The organism is Pseudomonas sp. JL3 (assembly GCF_031570575.1).
Taxonomy (GTDB): domain Bacteria; phylum Pseudomonadota; class Gammaproteobacteria; order Pseudomonadales; family Pseudomonadaceae; genus Aquipseudomonas; species Aquipseudomonas cucumis.
The window spans coordinates 28285-51461 of record NZ_JAKWJK010000013.1; the positions used below are offsets into that span (position 1 = coordinate 28285).

At 59.6% G+C, this 23177-nt stretch carries 26 protein-coding genes; 3 read left to right on the forward strand and 23 right to left on the reverse strand.

Annotation, left to right across the window (positions count from 1 at the left end):
• Positions 1–8: 8 nt before the first annotated feature.
• The 15 genes from MMG91_RS20490 to MMG91_RS20560 form a co-directional block, all read right to left on the reverse strand.
• On the reverse strand, positions 9–608 hold the full coding sequence (locus MMG91_RS20490; RefSeq protein ID WP_310660526.1) for a putative phage tail protein: 600 nt from the start codon (positions 606–608) through the stop codon (positions 9–11).
• Complete coding sequence (locus tag MMG91_RS20495) at positions 596–1639, reverse strand: baseplate J/gp47 family protein (RefSeq protein WP_310660527.1); 1044 nt, start codon at positions 1637–1639, stop codon at positions 596–598. Before MMG91_RS20495 ends, MMG91_RS20490 begins: the two co-directional genes overlap by 13 nt.
• Complete coding sequence (locus MMG91_RS20500) at positions 1629–2027, reverse strand: phage GP46 family protein (RefSeq protein WP_310660528.1); 399 nt, start codon at positions 2025–2027, stop codon at positions 1629–1631. The genes MMG91_RS20495 and MMG91_RS20500 overlap by 11 nt, the downstream gene beginning before the upstream one ends.
• Positions 2027–2536, reverse strand: a complete 510-nt coding sequence (locus MMG91_RS20505) for a phage baseplate assembly protein V (protein WP_310660529.1) — start codon at positions 2534–2536, stop codon at positions 2027–2029. The genes MMG91_RS20500 and MMG91_RS20505 overlap by 1 nt, the downstream gene beginning before the upstream one ends.
• Positions 2537–2671: 135 nt before the next feature.
• Positions 2672–3715 (reverse strand): phage baseplate assembly protein, encoded by a 1044-nt coding sequence (locus tag MMG91_RS20510; RefSeq protein ID WP_310660530.1) that lies wholly within the window; start codon positions 3713–3715, stop codon positions 2672–2674.
• Between the two features lie 3 nt (positions 3716–3718).
• Positions 3719–4957: a DNA circularization N-terminal domain-containing protein gene (locus MMG91_RS20515; protein WP_310660531.1), complete on the reverse strand. Its 1239-nt coding sequence runs from the start codon at positions 4955–4957 to the stop codon at positions 3719–3721.
• Positions 4944–6443: a phage tail protein gene (locus MMG91_RS20520; RefSeq protein ID WP_310660532.1), complete on the reverse strand. Its 1500-nt coding sequence runs from the start codon at positions 6441–6443 to the stop codon at positions 4944–4946. The genes MMG91_RS20515 and MMG91_RS20520 overlap by 14 nt, the downstream gene beginning before the upstream one ends.
• Positions 6443–6628: a hypothetical protein gene (locus MMG91_RS20525; RefSeq protein ID WP_105340307.1), complete on the reverse strand. Its 186-nt coding sequence runs from the start codon at positions 6626–6628 to the stop codon at positions 6443–6445. The genes MMG91_RS20520 and MMG91_RS20525 overlap by 1 nt, the downstream gene beginning before the upstream one ends.
• The gene (locus MMG91_RS20530; RefSeq protein ID WP_105340306.1) at positions 6574–6870 is read right to left on the reverse strand and encodes a phage tail assembly protein; all 297 of its coding nucleotides are present in this window, start codon (positions 6868–6870) and stop codon (positions 6574–6576) included. Before MMG91_RS20530 ends, MMG91_RS20525 begins: the two co-directional genes overlap by 55 nt.
• Positions 6867–7214, reverse strand: a complete 348-nt coding sequence (locus MMG91_RS20535) for a phage tail tube protein (RefSeq protein WP_018926973.1) — start codon at positions 7212–7214, stop codon at positions 6867–6869. Before MMG91_RS20535 ends, MMG91_RS20530 begins: the two co-directional genes overlap by 4 nt.
• A 67-nt stretch (positions 7215–7281) precedes the next feature.
• The gene (locus tag MMG91_RS20540) at positions 7282–8778 is read right to left on the reverse strand and encodes a phage tail sheath subtilisin-like domain-containing protein (protein WP_305448418.1); all 1497 of its coding nucleotides are present in this window, start codon (positions 8776–8778) and stop codon (positions 7282–7284) included.
• Positions 8778–8960: a DUF2635 domain-containing protein gene (locus MMG91_RS20545; protein WP_007907211.1), complete on the reverse strand. Its 183-nt coding sequence runs from the start codon at positions 8958–8960 to the stop codon at positions 8778–8780. Before MMG91_RS20545 ends, MMG91_RS20540 begins: the two co-directional genes overlap by 1 nt.
• A complete protein-coding gene (locus MMG91_RS20550) occupies positions 8957–9541 on the reverse strand; it encodes a hypothetical protein (RefSeq protein WP_310660533.1) in 585 nt (194 codons plus the stop codon). The genes MMG91_RS20545 and MMG91_RS20550 overlap by 4 nt, the downstream gene beginning before the upstream one ends.
• 128 nt (positions 9542–9669) lie before the next feature.
• Positions 9670–10017 (reverse strand): phage holin family protein, encoded by a 348-nt coding sequence (locus tag MMG91_RS20555; protein WP_123719835.1) that lies wholly within the window; start codon positions 10015–10017, stop codon positions 9670–9672.
• A gap of 523 nt (positions 10018–10540) precedes the next feature.
• The gene (locus MMG91_RS20560; RefSeq protein WP_305506767.1) at positions 10541–11275 is read right to left on the reverse strand and encodes an XRE family transcriptional regulator; all 735 of its coding nucleotides are present in this window, start codon (positions 11273–11275) and stop codon (positions 10541–10543) included.
• A 200-nt stretch (positions 11276–11475) separates the two neighbouring features.
• On the opposite strand from MMG91_RS20560, the gene mutS reads away from it, so the two are divergent.
• Together mutS and fdxA are read left to right on the forward strand one after the other, a co-directional pair.
• Positions 11476–14055 (forward strand): DNA mismatch repair protein MutS, encoded by a 2580-nt coding sequence (gene mutS, locus MMG91_RS20565; protein ID WP_310660534.1) that lies wholly within the window; start codon positions 11476–11478, stop codon positions 14053–14055.
• Positions 14056–14197: 142 nt separating this feature from the next.
• Positions 14198–14521: a ferredoxin FdxA gene (gene fdxA, locus MMG91_RS20570; RefSeq protein WP_305423187.1), complete on the forward strand. Its 324-nt coding sequence runs from the start codon at positions 14198–14200 to the stop codon at positions 14519–14521.
• A 484-nt stretch (positions 14522–15005) separates the two neighbouring features.
• Here fdxA and rpoS read toward each other — a convergent pair whose 3' ends face one another.
• From rpoS to MMG91_RS20610, 8 genes are all read right to left on the reverse strand, one after another.
• A complete protein-coding gene (rpoS, locus tag MMG91_RS20575; RefSeq protein ID WP_105340288.1) occupies positions 15006–16013 on the reverse strand; it encodes an RNA polymerase sigma factor RpoS in 1008 nt (335 codons plus the stop codon).
• A gap of 106 nt (positions 16014–16119) precedes the next feature.
• A complete protein-coding gene (locus MMG91_RS20580) occupies positions 16120–16977 on the reverse strand; it encodes a peptidoglycan DD-metalloendopeptidase family protein (protein WP_310660535.1) in 858 nt (285 codons plus the stop codon).
• Positions 16978–17188: 211 nt separating this feature from the next.
• Positions 17189–17824, reverse strand: a complete 636-nt coding sequence (locus tag MMG91_RS20585; protein WP_177318845.1) for a protein-L-isoaspartate(D-aspartate) O-methyltransferase — start codon at positions 17822–17824, stop codon at positions 17189–17191.
• Positions 17825–17865: 41 nt separating this feature from the next.
• Positions 17866–18615, reverse strand: coding sequence for a 5'/3'-nucleotidase SurE (surE, locus tag MMG91_RS20590; protein WP_305448401.1), 750 nt, complete (start codon positions 18613–18615; stop codon positions 17866–17868).
• A complete protein-coding gene (gene truD / locus MMG91_RS20595; RefSeq protein WP_305504765.1) occupies positions 18603–19661 on the reverse strand; it encodes a tRNA pseudouridine(13) synthase TruD in 1059 nt (352 codons plus the stop codon). The genes surE and truD overlap by 13 nt, the downstream gene beginning before the upstream one ends.
• Positions 19658–20131 carry a 2-C-methyl-D-erythritol 2,4-cyclodiphosphate synthase gene (gene ispF / locus MMG91_RS20600; protein ID WP_038979164.1) on the reverse strand — a complete coding sequence of 158 codons (474 nt, stop codon included), beginning with the start codon at positions 20129–20131 and terminating at the stop codon, positions 19658–19660. The genes truD and ispF overlap by 4 nt, the downstream gene beginning before the upstream one ends.
• Before the next feature lie 43 nt (positions 20132–20174).
• Positions 20175–21020 (reverse strand): S-formylglutathione hydrolase, encoded by an 846-nt coding sequence (gene fghA / locus MMG91_RS20605; protein ID WP_310660536.1) that lies wholly within the window; start codon positions 21018–21020, stop codon positions 20175–20177.
• An 8-nt stretch (positions 21021–21028) separates the two neighbouring features.
• Positions 21029–22141 carry an S-(hydroxymethyl)glutathione dehydrogenase/class III alcohol dehydrogenase gene (locus MMG91_RS20610; protein WP_018927002.1) on the reverse strand — a complete coding sequence of 371 codons (1113 nt, stop codon included), beginning with the start codon at positions 22139–22141 and terminating at the stop codon, positions 21029–21031.
• Positions 22142–22247: 106 nt separating this feature from the next.
• Between MMG91_RS20610 and MMG91_RS20615 the strand changes: the two genes are divergently transcribed.
• The gene (locus tag MMG91_RS20615; RefSeq protein WP_310660537.1) at positions 22248–23144 is read left to right on the forward strand and encodes a LysR substrate-binding domain-containing protein; all 897 of its coding nucleotides are present in this window, start codon (positions 22248–22250) and stop codon (positions 23142–23144) included.
• Positions 23145–23177 lie beyond the last annotated feature (33 nt).

Genomic DNA, 23177 nt, shown 5'->3' on the forward strand with positions numbered 1-23177 from the left:
TCTACTCCCTAGTCATAATTGATGTGCACCTTGGTATGCGCCGGTGCGCTGCGATGGATCAAACACTCCAGCGCAGACCCCGGGTTCACGCCGAAGCGCTCGCCCCAGTAACTGGCCCCAAAACGCCGGCCCAACAGCAATCGCCCACCGGTATTGAGCGTCCACATGAACTGCGCTTCCCAGGTGCCCCAGTGCGCCGCGCCGAAACGCGAACGCCCCATACGTGGGGCTTCCAGTTCGGTGATGGTGGCGTTCGGGTAACCCTGGCTTTTGGCGATTTCGAGGTAGTAGCCGACGGCCTGGCTGCCGACCGCGAGCAGGCGGCGGCGTACCGCGAGACGGCGGTCGTCGAACAGCGGCGTGGTGCCCAGGCATGGGTCGGGCAGGTTCATTACCCGCTCCCAGTCGGGCACCAGCTCGCTGACGCCGGCCGGGTCCATTTCGTTGAGCAGGTCGGCGGCACGGGCGTCGAGGCGGGCCAGTTCCTGGGCGACGCCTTCGAGCACTTCTTCGAGCTCAGGAACTTGTTCGGGATCCCAGGCCGGCCCGCTGGGCAGCAGGCTGCGCAGTTGGGCGTGGTATTGCGCGGCGGTTCTTATGCCCCCCATACGCAACCTCCGAATGTCAGCAATTCGCTTTGATTGGCGGGGACATCGGCGACGGGCGAGGTGAGTGAGTGGTCGTATTCACCACTGGCGCTGCTGATGGCTTCACGGATGTGACTGATCAACAATTTCTGGCCGAGGTCGGCTTCACGGTTATGCAGGTCTCGCAGTTGCGCTTCGACGGCGGCGCGTATGGCTGTGGTGTCGGGGCTCAGCGTCAGGTGATAGACGACCGGTACCTGAACCGGCCGTTGCACATGCACCTCGGCGGTGACCGGGCGCAGCGGCTCGATGTAGGCCTGGACTTCGGCCAGTTGTTCGTCGTTCGGCACCGGTTGCGGGTCGTCGTCACGCATGATGAACAGGCTGACCGTGCCCGGCCCCAACAAACCGCCACGACACCAGGCGCGAGTCACGCCAGGGCATTCCAGGGCCCAGGTTTCATAGTCCTGGGCCGAACCGCCGTGGGGGATGATGCGGTAGGAGCGAATAACCCGTGCACGCAATGACTCCAGGCTTTCCCGCGCCACCCCGCCGTTGAGTCCCGGCGCCAGCACGGTAAAGCTATTGCCGACGATTCCTGCAATCGGCTGCACCGGAATCAGCGCCAGACCGGCCTCGGCATTGCCCAGGCTGCCGGCCTCGAGCGCGGCGATGGTGGTGCTGTTGAGGCCATTGCTGGTGGTGCGCGCGGCGGTCACTTTGTAAGTGCGACCGTCGCTCGATTGCAGCAGGGTGTCGACGTCCAGCACGGCACCGACGCTGGCGGTGAAGCTGACGCTGCCGCTGGCCGCTTGTGCGGGTTTGCGCGGCTGGTTCAGGCGCAGTGCGGCGATCCGTTCCAGGGTCGACTCATCGGCCTTGTCCGGGAGAATCTGTTCGGCGATCCAGTCCAGGTAGCCATACAGGCCATAGGCGGCGCCACCGAGGGTGCGGGCCAGCACTTGTGCATCGGACTGGCGCAGCGAATCGCTGGCCAGGTCGCTTTGGGTGCGCTTGATCAGCACCGGCAGCGAAGGGGTTTCAAACGGCATAGATCACCTGCCAACTGTTATCAGGGTTGATGTCCAGACGTTCGCCGTCGGCCAGGGTCAGGACCATGCGCAGGTTCAGGCGCTGGGCGTCGAGGCGTTCGCTGATGATGTCGATGGCGCTGCAATGGCCGTCGTCGATCAGCCATTGCAAGGCTTCGCGGGCATAGAACTCGGCGTCCATCTGGGTTTGTCGGGTCAGCTTGACCCGGCGCAACAGCCACAACCGCGAACCGATGCGGTCGTCGGCCACCGTAGGAAAGCTGTCGCCCCACCAGCCGAAACGCTCTTCGTCGTCGAGGGCATCGTCATCGGCGGCACGGCGCCAGGTGAACAGGCTGATCAACACTGCGCGGGTCAGTGCGGCGTGGAGGTTTTGGCTGATCAACATCACTGCCCTCCCGCCGGTGCGCCGGTCTGGCCGTTGCCCGCTTGAACGCCGACATGCACGTGTTTGATCTGGCTGATACCGCCGGCAATCTGATCGCCCTGGGAGACGATCTTGCCGGTCTGGGTCAGGGTCGGTGTGTCGATGTTCACCGCGCTGCTGGCGCGGATGTTCAGGGTGGCGGTTTCGATGTCGATGATCCGCCCGCGCTTGAAGTGAATTTTGTCGCCTTCATCGGTGTAGATCGCCACTTCGCCAGCAGCCAGGGACTGGAGGCGGTAGCGACGGTCGGCAACCACCAGCACGATGGCGTGGGAGCGATCACCGCCCAGAAACGTGGCGACACCTTCGGCGCCGGCCAGTGGATTGCTGGTGAAACCGTAGGGTTCGAAGTGCTCCATGTCGTCGTTAACTTCGCCGGCGGTGAGGCGCATTTGCAGCGATTGAAGCTTGGTGGCCGAGTTGGCGAGCACGACAGTGCCGCGCGCCAGGAGGCGTGTCAGTAGGCTCATTGGATTTTCCTTGAAGGCGACCGCCGCTCTTGTGGGAGCTGGCTTGCCTGCGAAAGCGGCGGGTCAGTCACCTTGATGTTGAATGTGCCGCCGCCATCGCGGGCAAGCCCGCTCCCACTGGTTCTGGTGTCGGGCTCAGGCCTTTTTGGGAGGCTCGGGATTGGCGTCGAAGGTATGCGGCGGTGCGACTTGCAGGGTGGTGACCGAACCTTGCGCCGACAGCGAGTAGGTCACCTTCGAGATCAGCATGTCGTCATCAAACCCCAGCACCGGATCCTTGACCCGTACCAGTGTGTTGTGACGCCACAGATCGCCGTTCGATTGCCGCCAGCCCTGCACCTGATAGGTGGTGGCTTTGGCCTTGCCCACGCGGGTGGCGCTTTCCCAGTTGGCCCGTTGCAAGGCAAGATCGGGATTGATCTGCATGCCTTCGTTGATCACCGTGACCCGCCGACGCTTGTAGCTCAGGTCGGCGGACACCGATTCAACCTCGCTGACCGCTGCCCCGCTCTTCTTGTCCGTGCCCTTGTGCTGACCGATTACCCGGTATTCGGAGAACACCTGGCTGTAATCCATCGGCGCGTTGGCCGAGAGAATATTCTTGCCCAACTCCAGCGCATCGCTGGCCCGCCCACCACTGCCGGGCCGGGCCAGCACCAGCCGGCCCTGGGCATCATCGGTGGAAAACACCCGAAACAATGTCAGCAAGCGGTCGATGGATTGAAACACCGTTTCCCCCGGCACGATGGTGTGACTGCTGAGCCGGGCGGTCTCGGGAATTTCGCTGACCACAAACACCTTGTAGGTGATCGCCAGCGCTTCGACGATGCTCAACAGCGATTGCTCATGCCATTGGTTCGGGCGGTTGGTCGCGGCGCAATCCACCAGATCCTGGGTACAGGAACTGCCTTCGATGTTCAGGCTGATCTGGCGCCCGTCATAGCTGATCGGGGCCTTGAACACATACCCGGTCAGCACCAGATCCTGGCCGATGCGCACTTCACAGGCGTCACCTGGCTGGATCCGCTTGTCCACGGTCTGCCCCGGCCATTGCCAGGTGATGTTGAGTTTAAAGGTGCGGAACTGACGCTCCAGATCCGCCGTGATTTCCACGCTTTTCCAGCCACCGTATTCCAGGCCGCCGACGGTCAGGGTGACCCGGTTATCCATGTCGTTCATGGTTCACTTCCCGGAAACTTTCACATCGTTCGGCGGCAGGAACAACGGATGGGCAACACCGTTGCGCTGAGTCACCTCCATGACCCGCGTCGCGTCGGCAAATTGCCGATAGGCCACGACGACAGCGGGCAAGCTCTCCTGAAATGATTTACTGACCAGCCGCACGCCGGACGACGCCACGGCTTTTAGGTGCGCATTCAACGCCTGCTTAACATCGTTGATGGCCTGATAGTGCGCGGGGCTGGCCTTGTTCAGTGCCAGTTGGATCGCTTCGTTCAACTCCTTTTGCAACAACTGCAAATCGTCAGTGACCGGCACTTCCTGACGGGTGACCGGCTGCAGCGTCTGATGATCCAGCGACGGCTGCGACGTCAGTTTCACCGGCGTCGACGCCACTGGCATCGAGGCGACCCATTGCGCCACTTTCACCAGCAGCGTGTCCTGCACCAGATCGGCCATGGCTTGCGCCGCGGCCGTGGTGTCCTTGCCGGTGGTGAGCTTCGGCGCATCGGCTTTGCGGATGGCTTCGAGCTGTTGGGAGACGTCGGCAATCACGCCACGATAACCCTCCTTCGCGAAGTCCTTGAGCGATTTGATGTCGCCAAGCAAGCCCTTGAATTCCGCCGCCACTTCCTTGGGTAATTCCTTGACCGCTTTGACCAGCTCGGTGATTTGCCGATATTGCTCGATCAACGGTTTGAGCTGTTCCTTGATTACGTCATACACCCCGGTCAGGCTGTTGCGCAGATTGGCGATGCCGATCCGCGCGGCCTTGATCAGGGTCATGGCCTGTTCGAAACGCGCCACCGCCGAGCCCAGCAAGGTGTCCGCCGATGCCAACAGCACCTTTTGCGTGCTGACCGTGGCCGTCGGAAACGGCAGCGGTTCATCGGGATAAAACTTCAGCGTAAAGGTCACCAGCCCGCCGTCCTGGCGGGTCTGGGTCATGTCGCATTCACCGACCTTGACTTGCAGCCGCCCCAACCACGGGTGGACCAGCTCACCACTGCCCTGCTCCAACGCCTTGAGCAATTTGTCGCGCTGCTCCAGACAATCGGGGCCGACGATGAACGCCGTCAGATCATGGATCTTCGCCTGCTGGCCAAGGCCCTCGAAAAACGGCAGATCCCGCTGCGGATACTCGTGCAACTGACCCTTTTTACCGACCGGGGTTTTCGCCTGATCGACCCAAAAACCAACACCGCGAAAGGATGCCGGCAACAAACGGTCACGCCAGTTCATTGGAACCTCCCAGAGACAACGAGCGATAGCCGATACGCGAGTTGAGCGCCAGCCCCGGTTGATTGGTTTGCGGTTGATCGGTGCGCAGCCCGGCCGGCGCGTTTTCGAAGCGCACGGTCAGGCCGCCTTCGAGTTGCGTGCGGTTATTGGCGGCGGTTTGCTGGATCAGGGTGCTGGAGTTTTGTGTCAGGGAATCGGGCTGCATCGGCGACTTGATCGGCAAACTGCCGGGAGCCCTCAGCGCGCTCGAGGCTGGCTCGGAAGCGTCACCAAAGAACGCCGCTGCTGGCGCAAATTCACCCTTGCCTTCGGCATTGGTTTTCTTTTGCTCCTCGGTGAAGTCTTCGACCTTGCCGGTAATTTTGGCGATAAAACCACCAACGCTACCGCCCAGCATCTCCTGGATCGGCGCCAGAATGGCCCGGAGCTTTTCCGCTTTTTCACTGAAAAACTGAACCACAGAGGCCCATGTTTCGCTCAGTGCATCCAAGGGCGACCAATTGAATAGCCCGCTGAGGTAGGAAAAGAACGCCTGCGCTCCAAGCTTGATTGACTCCCAGCAGCCCGAGAATATGGCAGGCACCTGATCCCAAGCCGCGGCAATGGCGTCCAGCGGCACCCAATCGAACAGGCTGCGCAGTTTCTCCTTTACCGGCACGGTCAGTGCCATGAGCAGATCCCAGATGGCCGCGAACAAACCGACAACGGCCCCCCAGTTGTTCAGGATCATTCCGTAGGGTGTCCAGGCAAACCACGCTTTAAGGAAATCGAATCCCGCACTCACGACCGCTTTTACTCGATCAAAAATATCCGAGAAAACTCCGCTGATCGGCGCCCAATAACTGACAACCTTTTGCCAGAGCCCGGCGAAAAACGTCGAAATCGGCTCCCAGTTGGCAATGATCAAACCGGCCGCCAGGGCGATACCCATGGCAATCAGCATGATCGGATTGGTCTTGAGCACCATGCTCATCAGCTCGAACACTTGCGTCGCGCCGGTCACGGCGGTTTGCATCGCCGAGAACGCAATGGCCCCTGCCGCCAGGCCTTCGACCAGTTTCGGGTTGTCATCGAGCAGACTGCCAAACCCAACCAACAAAGGTTGAAGACCTGCCGTTATCGTAGCGACGGCAGGCTGCAAGGCCGTGTTGGCCGCGACCGACACCTGCTCCATCGAGCGGCTGAACACATTCATGTTTTGTGTAACGCTTGCCGGCGCCTTCGGCAAATCAACGCCTTCGGCCGATTCGCTGACCTCAGTCAATTTGCCTTTGAACGCCTCGGACGCCTTGATCGCATCCATGAACGGCGTGATCACGCTACCGCCCTTGAACAAACCGCTGATATCCAGTTTGCCGAGGCCGGTCTGCTCCAGGTTGTTCTTGAAGCGCTCGACCTTTGCCCGCAGGGCGCCGAGTTTGGGTGACAGTTCGTCAATGCCCGTGAGCAGCACCGACGTTTTCTCTTTCGTTTCTGTGTCTGCCATCACTGCACCTGCTGCATCGCATTGATCCGTTGCGCGTGCTCCAGCGATTCGCGGAGCACATCCAGTGGCCTGGCCATCATCTGTTCGGGGTCAACCTTCCAGAACCAGGCCAGGTCATAGGCGACTGCGATCAGGTCGGTGATGGCGCCGACGCCGCACTCATGAAAAAACTCGCGACGGCCCAACTCAACGTGTTGAGGTCAGCCAGGTCCAGCTGGTTGACCGACGACGGCGGAATGCCGGCGCACACGGCGATGTATTTGGCCGCGACGTCCATGTCGAGGCTGACCTCTTCGCTCTTGTCGATCTTGTACGGCAGCGCCTTGATCGCCCGCACTTCCTGCACCGTCGGGCGGCGCAGGTTGAGCTCGGTCAAGGGCTCGCCGTGGGCTTCGATCGCAACTTGAAGCTTCACGGCGTTGCTCATTGCCAGGTCCCCTTGATGCCTTCGAATTTCAGTTCGATGGTGGCGTCATCGCCTTTGGATACCGGCTCTTCCACCAGATAGGCGCCAGCCAGTACATAGACTTTGCCATTGCTGAATTCGCAGGTGACGGTCATGTCGGAACCGGCAATCAGTTGCTTGAGCGGGAAGTCCGCGGTGTGCAGCGCCGTCACTTTGAACGACGGCGCGATGTCGGTTTCCTTGTAGAAGCCCGGCACGACGGTTTCCCGTTTTACGGCCATCAATGGTGCTTCGCAGCCGCCGTTGATAGTCAATTGAGCGCCGTCCACTTTGACGTAGCAGGTGCCCGCAATCAGTTGACCCATGGTGTTTCTCCCTTCAAATAAAAAGCCCACGCGAGGTGGGCTGAAATCACACAGTCAAAGGCAGCGATCAGGCTGCGTCGTCGTACTGCAGACGGAACTGGTTGAGCAGCGCGAACACGCGCAGGCCGTTGATGTAGTCCGGCGGGAACAGCACGTTGACCCGGCTCGGGTCCTGAACATCGCGCTCGACGATCAGGTGTTCGGCGAACAGCTCGGCGTTTTCCACGTGGCCTTCCAGTTCGAGCTTGGCGTACTGGGCGATCAGCTCACCGCGAATGGTGCTCGGGGTGACGATGGGCTGACCGGCGCCGAAACGGGTGCCGTCGGAGGCCAATTTGTGGCGACCGTATTTGCTGGTGATCACGCTTTGCAGACGACGCACGATGAACGCCGACTGGTGCATGGTTTCGCTGTCCAGATAGGAGTTATCTGCCTGGCCGTAGGCGTTCTTCTGATAGGTGGTGATCGAACGCTGAATTCGTACGTAGCCGCCTTCGTAGTACGCGGTAGCGATGCCGTAGTTGAGCAGCGACTGACGCTCGGTCAGGGTAAACCGCTCGCTCGCCGGAGCCGGGTCCAGACCTGGCAGGCTGCCGCTTTGGGTCGGCCGGCTGGCGTCGGCAGAGATAAACACTGACGTGCGTGCAGCCAGTGCAGCGGCCTGAACCCAGAACGGTTGCGGTACGCCCGGCTCCAGCGCCTGGATGGTCATGTGCTGGTCGTTACGCGCCTGACCGGCCGCCACCAGAGTACCGATGCTGCCGCGCTTGGCGCTGTAGACGTGACCGAACAATTGCTTGGCCCAGGACCAACGACCGGTGCTGTCATCCATGACGGCTTGCCAGGTGTTGAGGGTCGACAGATCCGACCAAGGCATGCAGATGAACTCGAACGGTTCATCGCCCAGCGCCGCCACGGCGGCCACTTGATCCGGCACACCGGCGCCGCCGGTCATGGCGGTGATGGCCGAGGTCAGGCCGGCCGGGGTTTCTTCGCCGTTGCTCTTGCCCAGGCGATTGAATTGCAGGCTGATGTCGTTGCCGCTGTCGCCAGTCCATTTGGCGCTCAGGGTGACCACACCTTCGACCGCCGCAGCGCTGACCGGCAGATCGGCGGAGGCATTGATTTTCAGTGCCAGGGCCGTGGCCGCTTGCGCCGCAGTGGCACCATTGACGATGGCCGCCTGAACGCGAACGCCGCCGACGTACAGGTTGAGCACGCCGCTTTGCGTCGCCGCACCGCTCAGGGTCAGCACACCTTTGGCAATGCTGCCTTCAGTGTTGTGCAGCGGCAGGCACCAGATCTCGCCGATCGGATCGGTCTTGCGCCAGGTTTCGTACATCGAGGCGAGCATCGAGCCTTGGCCGCCAATGCTTTTGGCCAGTGCCACGCTGGACACCAACACCAATTTGCCGACATCGGCCGGCGCGATGTTGTCGTTGACCTGAGCAACGATCAGGCGGCGCATGGCCGACGACGCGCTATTGGCGGCCGAGTTATCCATTTCGGCATAGAACAGCGGAACACGAATGTCCGCGGGGATGTTGCTGAATCCGATCGCCATTATTTGGCTCCCTGTGGTTTCGCCGCTTTCACGGCTTTGGTAGTGATATCGCCATCGGCCAGACGTCGACGCCACCAGGCGTTGTCCGGCACTTCACGGCCCTCGAGGGGCAACAGATCGCCCGCTTCCGGGTCCGGCACGACACGGCCAGGGGCCGGCAGCACGGTGATGCGTTTGCTCATGGGGTTACGTCTCCAGAGAAAGTCAGTTCCAGGCGCCCGTCGGGGCCTGGGCGTTGCAGATTGGGGTCCGCGGGATCAATCGCATCGACCCGCACGGTGGCCCCGGTAAAGGACGACAAACCGTCCAGTTCACGCTCGTGCCAGCTCTCCGCCGGTTGCCCCGGCAGATTGCGGCCGAGCTGGAATTCGGCAAAAAAGCGCAGGCGATACAGCACGCGGCTGCTGTTGATGGAAACCAGTTCGCCGCCGTCGTACTCGATGGCCTCGTAGTCGCTGCCGGGCTTGAAACCCACCAGAGCACGCCAGAGTTCGGCGCGCAGGTCATGCAACAGGTCCAGCGCTTTTGTAGCGTCCGTGGTGTCGAGTACCAGCGTCACTTCGAAGCGGTCGCGGATGGGTTGCAGCATCAGGTTTTGTGCAACGCTTTTGCTCGCCAGATCGGCAATCGGCACCACATAGGCGCAGGGTGTTTGCAGCGGGGTGTTGGCTTGCAGCGTGGCGAGGTCGATGCCGGCCACCACGCGATTGGCCAGGGTTGGGCATTGTTCACGCAGTTGCGTGATCAGGGCTGTGATCTTCATGGTTCTTCACCGGGCAATAAAAAACCCGCCGCGGCGGGTTTGAGTGAACGGTACTGGCCGTGGGAAACCCGCGTCCTTGCGGGTCAGTGCGGTATGCACTGTGGATGACGCTCCTTCAGGTTGGGGCCTCAATGATCCTGAGGCGAATCGCGCGGCGGCACTTCGCAAACGCCAATCCGCTTGGCCGCCCAGCGCTCGTACAGTCCGATGGCCACATCCGCTCCGGCCATCGCCGTCAGGCAGCCAAAGGCACCTGCGGCCCAGATCGACACACCGGCGGCGTACAGCAGCATGATGGCCGAGACCCCGCAGATCATGCAGGCCCCGGAGCGCAGCGCCAGGCGCCGCAGCAGCGACCAGCCACGGGCGCCTTCCTTGTCGGCACGCCACATTTCGCCGGACACCCCGCCCACCAGGGCGAGAACGATGACCAGCCAGATCGGCATGTCCAGCAACGCTTGTTGCTCGTTTGTCATGTCACGCCTCCTGGGGGTGATTGATGAGTGATGTGTGTTGGGTTCAAACGATGTCTCTTGAGGTAGGCATTCCAAAAAGCCCGGCACTCGCTGGGCTTTTCAGTAATGCGGTCCTTCGCCTTCCTTTAATCCTGTGTACAAAAAGGAAGCTGACCTTTCGGCGCTACTGGCGCGGTACGAGTCCATTCAAATTGTTTTTCCGACCGCGGTCCCTGCCCGCCGGATAACTGCTTCTGGTGCTTTACGCTGCACACCCGGGTCAGTTGCCAACCCTCTGAACCGTTGAGGCCGGTTCATCGCTGCCTTTGTGGTGGAACTAAAGAGCTTTGTTTCCAGCCGCCTTGTTGGGCGGCTTGAGACAAAGAATATGCATGTATGCATATACAGTCAATGCACAAATGCATTTATTTATGCATCAGGAATGCACGGATGCATGGAGCCCCCCGCAAACAAAGGCGTTGATGGTTTTCGATAGGCGAAAAAAAAACCGCCGGGCAGCGGGTTTTATCTGACAGCGGTGAGGTTAACGGGCGTACATGCCCCACCAGAAGACGTGACCGAGGATGACTATCTGCTCTTCCTGGATTTCCTGGAAGCTGTAGTCCTCGTCTGGATGCTCATCGCGATTGAAGCTGCGCAGGCGAATCCCGGTCGGCAAGCGATAAAGCTGTTTCACCCGCAACTGGCCGTTGTGGTTGATGGCGTACAGGTCGCCGTCGACGATGTCGCCAATCCCGCATTTACCGGCATTCACCCCGACCGTGGCACCATCGCGCAGGACCGGCAACATACTGTTGCCGCGCACCGTTACGCATTTAGCCTGGTCGAACTGCACGCCGTTGTGGCGCAAGCTTCGCTTGCCGAAGCGCAGGCTAGAGCGCTCGCTCTCTTCGATGACGAATCTTCCTGATCCAGCAGCCAATTCAACCTCGCGAAGAAAGGGGACCGACACCTCGTCATCATCGACTGGCGTATCGTCGTCCCACAGGCTTATGTCCTTGAGTTCCGAATGCGACTCATCGCGCCCAGCGCTGGCGGCGTACGCGACATCCGCGCGGCCACGCAACTGATCGGTGCTCACGGCGAAGTATTCGGCAATCTTCGAAATATGCTTATCCGAAGGATCGACGATCTTCCCGCTGAGAATCCGCGAGAGAGTGGATTGAGGCACGCCGGTGCGACGGTGAAGCTCCGTGGGGGAGATCCCATGCTGATCGAGCAGCGCTCTTAAGACGGTTGAAACATTGCGTTTTTGCATAACGCGCATAGTGCTTGATCTTTTTTCGGAAGACAAATGCTGATTTGCATAGATCGTGCATAGTTTGCAGAAGTGTGCCTTGGCGCTTTCATGCCTGCGTAGGTCGGACTGCCCATGTTAACCTTGCGCCCATCGCGGAAAAGCCGGGCCGATGCCCCTCCTTTGCCCTACACCTTTCAACGAGTTTTCCTGAATTTCCGATGAATAAAGCCCTCTCCGATCTGTCCTCCCACACGCCAATGATGCAGCAGTACTGGCGCCTGAAGAACCAGCACCCTGACCAGCTGATGTTCTACCGCATGGGCGACTTCTACGAGATCTTCTATGAAGACGCGAAGAAGGCCGCCAAGTTGCTGGACATCACCCTGACAGCTCGTGGGCAATCGGCGGGTCAGGCGATTCCGATGTGTGGGATTCCTTACCACGCCGCAGAAGGCTACCTGGCGAAACTGGTGAAGCTCGGCGAGTCGGTGGTGATCTGTGAGCAGGTCGGCGACCCGGCCACCAGCAAAGGCCCAGTGGATCGTCAGGTGGTGCGGATCATCACCCCCGGCACAGTCAGCGACGAAGCACTGCTGGATGAGCGTCGGGACAATCTGATCGCGGCGGTGCTGGGTGATGAGCGTCTGTTCGGTCTGGCGGTGCTGGACATCACCAGCGGCAACTTCACCGTGCTGGAGATCAAAGGCTGGGAAAACCTGCTGGCGGAACTGGAGCGGGTCAATCCGGTAGAGCTGATGATCCCGGACGACTGGCCGAAGGACCTGCCGGCGGAAAAACGTCGTGGGGTTCGTCGCCGTGCGCCGTGGGATTTCGAACGTGACTCGGCGCTGAAAAGTCTTTGCCAGCAGTTTTCCACCCAGGACCTGAAAGGTTTCGGCTGCGAGAACCTGACCCTGGCGATCGGCGCTGCTGGCTGCCTGCTCAGCTACGCCAAAGAAACCCAGCGCACCGCCCTGCCGCACTTGCGCAGCCTGCGTCATGAACGCCTGGACGACACGGTGGTGCTGGACGGTGCGAGCCGTCGCAACCTGGAACTGGATACCAACCTGGCCGGCGGTCGCGACAACACGTTGCAATCGGTGGTCGACCGTTGCCAGACCGCCATGGGCAGCCGCTTGCTGACCCGCTGGCTGAATCGTCCGCTACGGGATCTGACCGTATTGCTGGCACGTCAGAGTTCTATCACTTGCCTGCTCGATGGTTACCGCTTCGAAAAACTGCAACCGCAGCTCAAGGAAATTGGTGATATCGAGCGGATTCTGGCGCGAATCGGCCTGCGTAACGCCCGTCCTCGTGACCTGGCGCGTCTGCGCGATGCCCTCGGTGCACTGCCAGAGCTGCAGGTCGCGATGGCCGAGCTTGAAGCCCCGCACATCATTCAACTGGCCACCACCACCAGCACCTACCCGGAACTGGCGGCCCTGCTGGAAAAAGCCATTATCGACAACCCGCCCGCCGTCATTCGTGATGGCGGCGTGTTGAAAACCGGTTACGACAGCGAACTCGACGAACTGCAATCGCTCAGCGAAAACGCCGGGCAGTTCCTGATCGATCTTGAAGCACGCGAGAAAGCCCGCACCGGCCTGTCGCACCTGAAGGTCGGCTACAACCGGATTCATGGATACTTCATCGAGTTGCCGAGCAAGCAGGCCGAATCGGCGCCTGCGGACTATATTCGCCGGCAGACCCTCAAAGGCGCCGAGCGCTTCATCACCCCAGAACTGAAAGCATTCGAAGACAAGGCGCTGTCGGCCAAGAGCCGCGCCCTGGCTCGCGAGAAGATGCTCTACGAAGCGCTGCTCGAAGACCTGATCGCCCAGTTGCCGCCCTTGCAAGACACGGCCGCCGCGTTGGCCGAACTGGACGTGCTGAGCAACCTTGCCGAGCGTGCACTGAATCTGGACCTGAACTGCCCGCGCTTCGTCAGCGAGCCGTGCATGCGCATCACCCAGGGTCGGCACCCGGTGGTCGAGCAAGTCCTCACCACGCCGTTCGTGGCCAACGACCTGAGCCTTGACGACAACACCCGCATGCTGGTGATCACCGGTCCGAACATGGGCGGTAAATCCACCTACATGCGTCAGACCGCATTGATCGTGCTGCTGGCGCACATCGGCAGCTTCGTGCCGGCGGCGAGTTGCGAATTGTCCCTGGTAGACCGGATTTTCACCCGGATCGGTTCCAGCGATGACTTGGCGGGCGGGCGTTCGACTTTCATGGTCGAAATGAGCGAAACCGCGAACATTCTGCACAACGCCACCGAACGCAGTCTGGTGCTGATGGACGAAGTCGGTCGCGGCACCAGCACCTTCGACGGTCTGTCCCTGGCCTGGGCCGCGGCTGAGCGTCTGGCGCACCTGCGGGCCTACACCCTGTTCGCTACTCACTATTTCGAGCTCACAGTGCTGCCGGAAGCCCAGCCACTGGTGGCCAACGTGCACCTCAATGCCACTGAGCACAACGAACGCATCGTGTTCCTGCACCACGTACTTCCCGGGCCCGCCAGCCAAAGCTATGGCCTGGCGGTTGCGCAGTTGGCCGGGGTGCCGGGCGAAGTGATCGTGCGGGCTCGTGAACATCTGAGCCGACTGGAATCCACAGCACTGCCTCATGAAGTTCCGAAGCCGGCCAAAGGCAAACCGGCTACGCCGCAGCAGAGCGACATGTTCGCCAGCCTGCCGCATCCGGTACTGGATGAACTGGCCAAACTTGATCTGGACGACATAACACCGCGTCGTGCACTCGAAATGCTCTATACACTAAAGACACGGATCTAACGCACTTGCCTGCAAGCTGTTAGAATCTCGCGCGGTTTGGGATGCTGCAGGCCAATAGCCTGACCTGCAGACTATCGCTCCCAAACCTGGCGACCCCAACGTGAAGGGGCTCCGCTGCCGCCGCCTGAGGAGAAAATTAGAAATGACCTTCGTCGTCACCGACAACTGCATCAAGTGCAAGTACACCGACTGCGTAGAAGTCTGTCCGGTGGACTGCTTTTACGAAGGCCCGAACTTCCTGGTGATTCACCCGGATGAGTGCATCGACTGCGCACTGTGCGAACCAGAATGCCCTGCCGTGGCCATCTTCTCCGAAGATGAAGTACCGGCCGGCATGGAAAACTTCATTCAGCTGAACATGGAATTGGCCGAGGTATGGCCGAACATCACTGAACGCAAAGATCCATTGCCCGATTCCGCTGAATGGGATGGCAAGCCAAACAAAATCGAACACCTCGAACGCTGATTTCCCTCGCGTTCTCGAAAAGGCCCCTTGCGGGCCTTTTTGCTTTTCTGCGGACAAAAAAAGGGGCGGTTTGACCCGCCCACATTTTTTCCCTATTCCTTGTGTTCCTTTTCATCGTCCTGATGAACCGCTTCCTGCGATGTCCGTTCCCCTCTTCCTTGAAGGGCGTGTCTATCCGTCGACACAGTTCAGATACTAGAGGATTCCCAACTAAGGGCAATCGGCCTCTGTCGCTGAAATCGGCTGTCACATGCCGTTAATCTAAAAAAATAATCATATAAATCAACAAGATAAACATAAGCAACAGGTCAAATAGACAACTGCTTGGGTTTAAAAATAACGAACACTTACGAAAGAGTAAGCAAAGACTTACAAAACGAGACTACAAACTTGAGGTGATGTCCCAGACAACTCCCTTCCCCTATTCCAGACAACAAAAAGCCCCAACCAGGTGGGGCTATTTGTTACCGGTTGAGCGAATTGCTTATTGGAACAGCGACTCACTCGACAGGCCGTTTTTCTCGAGAATCTCCCGAAGACGCTTGAGACCTTCAACCTGGATTTGCCTGACCCGCTCCCGGGTCAGGCCGATTTCCAGGCCTACATCTTCAAGCGTACTGCTCTCGTGACCTCGCAAGCCAAAGCGGCGAATGACCACCTCGCGTTGCTTGTCGGTCAGCTCCGAGAGCCATTGATCGATGCTCTGGGACAGGTCGTCGTCCTGCAACAGTTCGCATGGATCGGTCGGGCGGTCGTCGGTCAGGGTGTCCAGCAGGGTTTTATCCGAATCCGGACCCAGCGAGACGTCGACCGAAGAAACCCGCTCATTCAGGCCGAGCATGCGCTTGACCTCGCCTACCGGTTTCTCCAGCAGGTTGGCGATTTCTTCGGGTGAGGGTTCGTGATCGAGCTTTTGAGTCAGCTCCCGTGCAGCGCGCAAGTACACGTTGAGCTCTTTGACCACATGGATCGGTAACCGGATGGTCCGGGTCTGATTCATGATCGCGCGCTCGATGGTCTGACGAATCCACCAGGTGGCGTAGGTCGAAAAGCGGAATCCACGTTCGGGATCGAACTTTTCTACTGCCCGGATCAGTCCGAGGTTGCCCTCTTCGATCAGGTCCAGTAACGACAGCCCACGATTGACGTAGCGCCGGGCGATTTTCACCACCAGCCGCAGGTTGCTTTCAATCATGCGCTTGCGTCCGGCCGGATCGCCACTTTGCGACAAGCGCGCAAAATGAACTTCTTCTTCCGGGGAGAGCAATGGGGAAAAGCCGATTTCGTTTAGGTACAGCTGAGTGGCATCGAGTGCCCGTGTGTAGTCGATGTACTTGTGTTGCTTAAGCGAAGCGGAGTGTCTGGATTTGGCACGAACGGAAGGAGGTGCATCCCCTTCATCATTCGACATCGAATCCGTGGCGATGCCGGTCTCCATCAGGAGAACCTCATCGTCGATGTCAAACTCCGGCACTTCTTTACTGAGAGCCATTGTTATAGTCCTTTGGTGAGTTCGACCTCAAGCTCAAGCGGCGCCTTTATCCCTGGCAACGCTGGAGCCTGTTCCCTCTACGTGACGGAACAGGCTGGCTAACAAATCAACGACGTGGCAGGAATTGCAGCGGATCTACAGGTTTACCTTGTCGGCGAATCTCAAAATGCAGTTTCACCCGGTCTGTACCCGTTGACCCCATTTCGGCAATTGTCTGTCCGACTTTGACCTGCTGCCCCTCCCGAACCAACAGCCTGCGGTTATGTCCGTAGGCACTGACGTAGGTATCGCTGTGTTTGATGATGACTAATTCGCCGTAGCCCCTTAAGCCACTCCCGGCGTATACCACCGTCCCATCAGACGCAGCTAAAACAGGCTGTCCCAAATCTCCGGCGATATCAATTCCTTTATTCAAACTACCGTTTGAAGAGAATTTACCAATGAGAATGCCATTAGAAGGCCACCCCCAGCCCGTCGGGGCCGGACCGACAGGAGGCAGTGGCGCGGGTGCCGGCTTGTTGGCGACGGACGGTGCAAGCACTGTTGTGCTGGTCGTCGCGCCATTTGCCTGGCGCCGAATTACGGTGGTTTTACTCGACGACGAAGGCGAGGAACTGGACGAACTCACTACTGCCGTCGGCGTTGAACCGCTGCGACCATCGAAGCGAATCGTCTGACCCGGATGGATCGTGTAAGGCGTAGGAATATTGTTCCGCGCCGCGAGGGCTTTGTAGTCCCAACCGTAGCGAAAGGCGATGGAGAACAAAGTGTCCTTGGGCCGGACAACATACTGGCCAGTGGTCACGGCCGGACGTCGGGCGACCGCGTTATTGCGATCGACGACGCTCGCACTCCCTGATTTTGTGCTGGAACATCCGACCAGCAAGGTACTCAAGACAAGGCCAGTCACCAGACGCTGAAAGCTCGTTATACCCATTCGCTGCGCAATGACTGTGAGACTCACCCGCCGCTCCCTTTGTGGTGGCTAAAAATATGAATTGTCGTGCTTCGGCACGAAATGTCGCATGTAAAACGGGCCGAACCGGCTTTACCCTTAATGAAGCGGATTCGCTTCTGGCACACGTTTGCTGTCAGACGATGAATTCCGTTTAACCAATTGATGCCGCTGTAAGACCCAGGCAATCGAAGAGAATTCAGCGTGCTTAAACAAATGCTCAGGCCAACGGCCCATTGAGCAATGGCACAAAGCGCACCGCCCCCAGAACACGCCTGGAAAAGCCCTGTTCCTCACGGATGATCAACATCAATTGTTGAACTTCACCGGAGCCGACCGGAATCACCAGTCGCCCGCCGGGTGCCAGCTGATCGAGCAGTGCCTGAGGCACGTCGGTGGCCACGGCGGTGACGATGATGCCGTTGTATGGCGCCAGTGCCGGCCAGCCTTCCCAACCATCGCCCCAGCGAAACACCACGTTGCGCAGGTTCAGTTCCACTAGGCGCTCCTTGGCCCGGTCTTGCAGCACCTTGATGCGCTCCACGGAAAAAACCCGCTCGACCAATTGCGACAGCACGGCCGTCTGATAACCCGAACCGGTGCCGATTTCCATCACCTTGTCCAACGGACCGGCTTCCAGCAGCAGCTCGCTCATGCGCGCCACCATATAAGGCTGGGAGATGGTCTGGTTATGCCCGATCGGCAGCGCCGTATCTTCATAGGCGCGATGGGCCAACGCCTCATCGACGAACAGATGACGCGGGGTGCGGCGGATGACTTCCAGCACCTTGGCGTTGGATATTCCCTCTTCATAGAGGCGCTGAATCAGACGCTCACGGGTCCGTTGAGAGGTCATCCCGATACCGCGATGCAGAATATGGTCTTGTTCACGAGCCATTAACGCAGACCCTCCAGCCAGCCATCGAGACTTCTGAAGGCATCATTAAAGGTGCGATCCAGTTGCAGTGGCGTGATTGAAACATAGCCTTGCATCACCGCATGAAAATCGGTGCCCGGGCCACCATCTTCAGCGTCCCCCGCGGCGGCGATCCAGTAACCGGATTTACCGCGCGGGTCGACCACTTTCATCGGTGCCGCGGCGCGGGCGCGATGGCCGAGGCGGGTCAGCTGGATACCGCGGATGTGCTCAAGCGGCAAGTTGGGAATGTTCACATTCAGTACCGTGCGCGGTGGCAGTTCAAGGTCCGCGTGAGCCTCTACCAGTTTGCGCGCAAAATAGGCGGCTGTGGGAAGGTTCTCTACTTGCCGTGAGACGAACGAAAAGGCAAACGAAGGACGCCCAAGGAAACGCCCCTCGAGGGCCGCCGCCACGGTGCCGGAATACAGCACGTCATCCCCCAGGTTGGCCCCCAGGTTGATGCCGGAAACCACCATGTCCGGCTCGAGTTCCAGCAAGCCGTTAAGGCCCAGGTGCACGCAGTCGGTGGGTGTGCCGTTGAGGCTGATAAAGCCGTTGGCCAGGGTTTGCGGGTGCAACGGGCGGTCGAGCGTCAGCGAGCTGCTGGCGCCGCTTTTGTCCTGGTCCGGGGCGATAACCACGCATTCGGTGTAATCCGCCAGCGCAGCATAAAGCGCGGCGAGACCGGGTGCGGCTACCCCATCGTCGTTAGAAATCAGAATACGCATGGGCTGTCCGTCTGCCCCACCGGCACCAGATCGACGAGTTCACGCACCAATACGGTGGCGAAGCATCCGGCCGGCAGGACGAATTCCAGTTGCAGAATGTCAGGCTGGGGATAATGCCACGTCAACCCGCCAATGGGCAGCCGCAGGATGCGACGTTCGTGGCTCATTCCGGCGTTAATCAACCAATCGCGCAGATCCGCTTCGCGCGCGGCGATTGCCTGCTCCAATTCATGGACAGCGCCTGACGTCGGCGAGTCACCTTCGCCCCACTGCGGGCCGGTCGGGTGCAAGTCGAGAATCGCCAAGCGCGGGTCGCTGCATTCGGCTTCACCGGCCGGGAAAAAACTGCGGCTGTCGGTGAACGCCAGCAGATCACCCACCTGAGCGCGCTGCCAGGTGCCATCGGCGACGCGCGCCGCCAACACTTGATTGAACAGAAAGCTGCGCGCGGTGGAGAGCAGCCGCGAACGCACATTGCGTTGCTCCGGCAGGGCTTTGCGCGCCGCCCAGGCACGAGCGTCGACTACGTTGCCGCCATCAAAGCCGAAACGCTGGGCGCCGAAATAATTGGGAATACCTTGCTTGGCGATCAGTTGCAGACGCTCTTCAATCGCTGCCTTGTCACCGGCGAACTGGGTCAAGCGCAAGGTGAAGCCGTTGGCCGAGTGGGCACCGCGTTGCAGTTTGCGCTTGTGCCGACCGGTCTTGAGGATTTTCAGTGTGTCGTTTTCCGCCGCCGACAGATCAGGATCTGCCTTGCCCGGCAGCTGCACGCTGAACCACTGGCGAGTCAGCGCCTGACGGTCCTTGAGGCCGGCATAGCTGACGGTGCGTAACGGCACACCCGCCGCCTTGGCAATGCGTCGTGCCGCTTCTTCGGTATTCAGACCGCGCTTTTCCACCCAGATCCACAGGTGTTCGCCATCGCCGCTCAGGGGGATATCAAGCACCTCATCGACCTGAAAATCTTCCGCCGTGGCTTTCAGTACCGCGCTGCCGAGAGCCTCACCATAGGCCCGGGGGCCAAGCAATTGCAGTTCGTTCATGCGCGCAGCAACAGGGCAACGGAGTGCACGGCAATGCCTTCTTCGCGACCGACAAAGCCGAGCTTTTCGGTGGTGGTAGCTTTCACGTTCACTTGATCCAACTCAACTTGAAGATCCGCGGCAATCAGCGCGCGCATCGATTCGATATGCGGGGCCATTTTCGGGGCCTGGGCGACGATGGTGTTATCGACGTTGCCGACTTTCCAGCCTTTGGCGTGGATCAGTGCGACGACATGACGCAACAGCACACGGCTGTCGGCGCCCTTGAATTGCGGGTCGGTGTCCGGGAAGTGCTTGCCGATATCACCCAGCGCGGCAGCGCCGAGCAAGGCATCGCTCAAGGCGTGCAGCAAAACGTCACCGTCGGAATGGGCGAGCAGCCCGAAGCTGTGTGCAATCCGCACGCCGCCCAGAGTGATGAAATCGCCTTCAGCGAAACGGTGCACATCGTAGCCGTGGCCAATACGCATAAAAAAACGCCCCGATTTTTGTCAGGGCGTGATTCTACCTGCATTAAGCGCCTAGAGCGCGCGCGTGATGCTGCAAGTGGTCGTCGATGAAGCTGGCGATGAAGAAATAACTGTGGTCGTAGCCCGGTTGCAAACGCAACGTCAGCGGATGACCTGCCAGTTTGGCGGCTTGCTGCAAGGTTTCAGGCTTGAGCTGGGTGGCCAGGAAATCATCGCGATCACCCTGATCGACCAGCAGCGGCAGCTTCTCGTCAGCCTCGGCAATCAATGCACAGGCATCCCATTCGCGCCACTTCGAACGGTCCTCTCCCAAGTAACGGGAAAAGGCTTTCTGGCCCCAAGGGCAATCAATCGGATTATTGATTGGCGAGAACGCCGACACCGACAGATAGCGCCCCGGATTGCGCAACGCACAGACCAACGCACCGTGGCCGCCCATGGAGTGACCGCTGATGCCACGTTTGTCCGATGTCGGGAAATGCGCTTCGACCAATGCCGGCAATTCCTGCACGACATAGTCATGCATCCGATAGTGCCGGGACCAAGGTTCCTGCGTGGCATTCAGATAGAACCCGGCACCGAGACCGAAGTCCCAGGCGCCGTCCGGATCACCCGGCACATCAGGGCCGCGCGGGCTGGTGTCCGGTGCGACGATGATCAGCCCCAGCTCGGCGGCCATGCGCATGGCGCCGGCCTTTTGCATGAAGTTTTCGTCGGTGCAGGTCAGGCCGGACAACCAATACAGCACCGGCAGCTTACCGCCCTGCTCCGCTTGCGGTGGCAGGTATACGGCAAACACCATGTCGCAACCGAGCACGTCGGAGCGGTGCCGATAGCGCTTGTGCCAGCCGCCGAAGCTTTTCTGACAGGAGATATTTTCCAGGCTCATGACCGACCTCAGAAATGGATGACGCTACGGATGCTTTTGCCTTCATGCATCAGGTCAAACGCCTTGTTGATATCTTCCAGGCCCATCGTGTGGGTAATGAAGGTATCCAGCGGGATCTCGCCGGTCTGGGCCATTTCGACATAGCTCGGCAACTCGGTACGCCCACGCACACCACCGAATGCCGAACCGCGCCAGACGCGACCGGTCACCAACTGGAACGGACGGGTGGAGATTTCCTGACCGGCGCCGGCCACGCCGATGATCACCGACTCACCCCAGCCTTTGTGGCAGCACTCAAGTGCGGCACGCATCAACTGGACGTTGCCGATGCATTCGAAGGAAAAGTCGACGCCGCCATCGGTCATGTCGACGATCACTTCCTGAATCGGACGATCGAAGTCTTTCGGGTTTACACAATCGGTCGCGCCCAATTGCCTGGCGATCTCGAACTTGGCCGGATTGATATCGATGGCGATGATCCGCCCTGCCTTGGCTTTGACCGCGCCGATCACAGCTGACAGACCAATGCCGCCCAGACCGAAGATGGCAACGGTGTCACCCGGTTTGACCTTGGCGGTGTTGATGACCGCACCGATACCAGTGGTGACGCCACAACCCAGCAGGCAGACTTTTTCCAATGGGGCTTCTTTAGGAATTTTGGCCACGGAGATTTCCGGTAGCACGGTGTACTCGGAAAAAGTCGAGGTGCCCATGTAGTGGAAAATCGTTTCGCCCTTGTAGGAAAAGCGCGAAGTGCCGTCCGGCATCAGGCCTTTACCCTGGGTTGCACGAATCGCCTGGCAGAGGTTGGTTTTGCCCGACAGACAGAATTTGCACTTGCCACATTCCGGGGTGTATAGCGGGATCACATGATCGCCGACCGCGACCGAAGTCACGCCCTCACCAATCGCTTCGACCACCGCGCCACCTTCATGACCCAGGATCGACGGGAAGATACCTTCCGGGTCCGCGCCAGAGAGGGTGTAGGCATCGGTATGGCAAACACCGGAGGCAACTACACGCAGCAGGACTTCACCCGCCTTGGGCATGGCAACATCGACTTCAACGATCTCGAGGGGTTTCTTGGCCTCGAAGGCAACGGCGGCGCGCGACTTGATCATGCTGACTCTCCAGTGAATAAAAACAAGACAAGGAGTGTAATACAGCGGCTTACGATGAATAATCAGGACAAAAGCAAAACATTATTGCCACACAGGGATAATCCTGATGTCCGAAAACCGCTGGGAAGGCATCGACGAGTTCGTCGCCGTCGCAGAGTGCAACCAATTCACCGCCGCGGCTGAACGCCTTGGGGTGTCTTCCTCCCACATCAGTCGCCAAATCGTACGACTGGAAGAGCGACTGCAAACCCGCTTGCTCTATCGCAGCACCCGCCGGGTCACGCTGACCGAAGCCGGGCAAACCTTTCTGCAACATTGCCAACGGTTGCAGGACGGTCGCGAAGAAGCGTTGCGCGCTGTCGGCGACCTGACTAGCGAACCCAAGGGCATGCTGCGCATGACTTGTGCCGTGGCCTACGGCGAACGATTCATCGTGCCACTGGTGACTCGCTTCATGGCGCTGTATCCGCAACTGCGCGTCGACATCGAACTGAGCAATCGACCGCTCGATCTGGTGCATGAAGGGCTGGACCTGGCCATCCGCCTCGGCCGTCTGCAGGATTCAAGATTGGTCGCCACACGTCTGGCACCGCGGCGTATGTACCTGTGCGCCTCGCCGTCCTACCTGGAACGGTACGGTCGCCCACACAGCTTGTCGGAACTGAGTCGCCATAATTGCCTCATCGGTAGCTCGGACATCTGGCAACTGGAACAGAACGGTCGGGAATTTTCCCAGCGCGTGCAGGGAAACTGGCGCTGCAACAGCGGGCAGGCAGTGTTGGATGCCGCGCTACAAGGAGTTGGGTTGTGTCAGTTGCCGGATTATTACGTACTGGAATATCTGAAAAACGGCGAATTGATTTCGCTGTTGGAAGCCCATCAACCGCCGAACACCGCCGTTTGGGCGCTTTACCCACAGCAACGGCATCTGTCGCCAAAGGTGCGAAAGTTGGTGGATTACTTGAAGGAGGGGTTGGCTGAAAGAGCGGAATATCGCGTTTAAGATCAAAAGATCGCAGCCTTCGGCGGCTCCTAC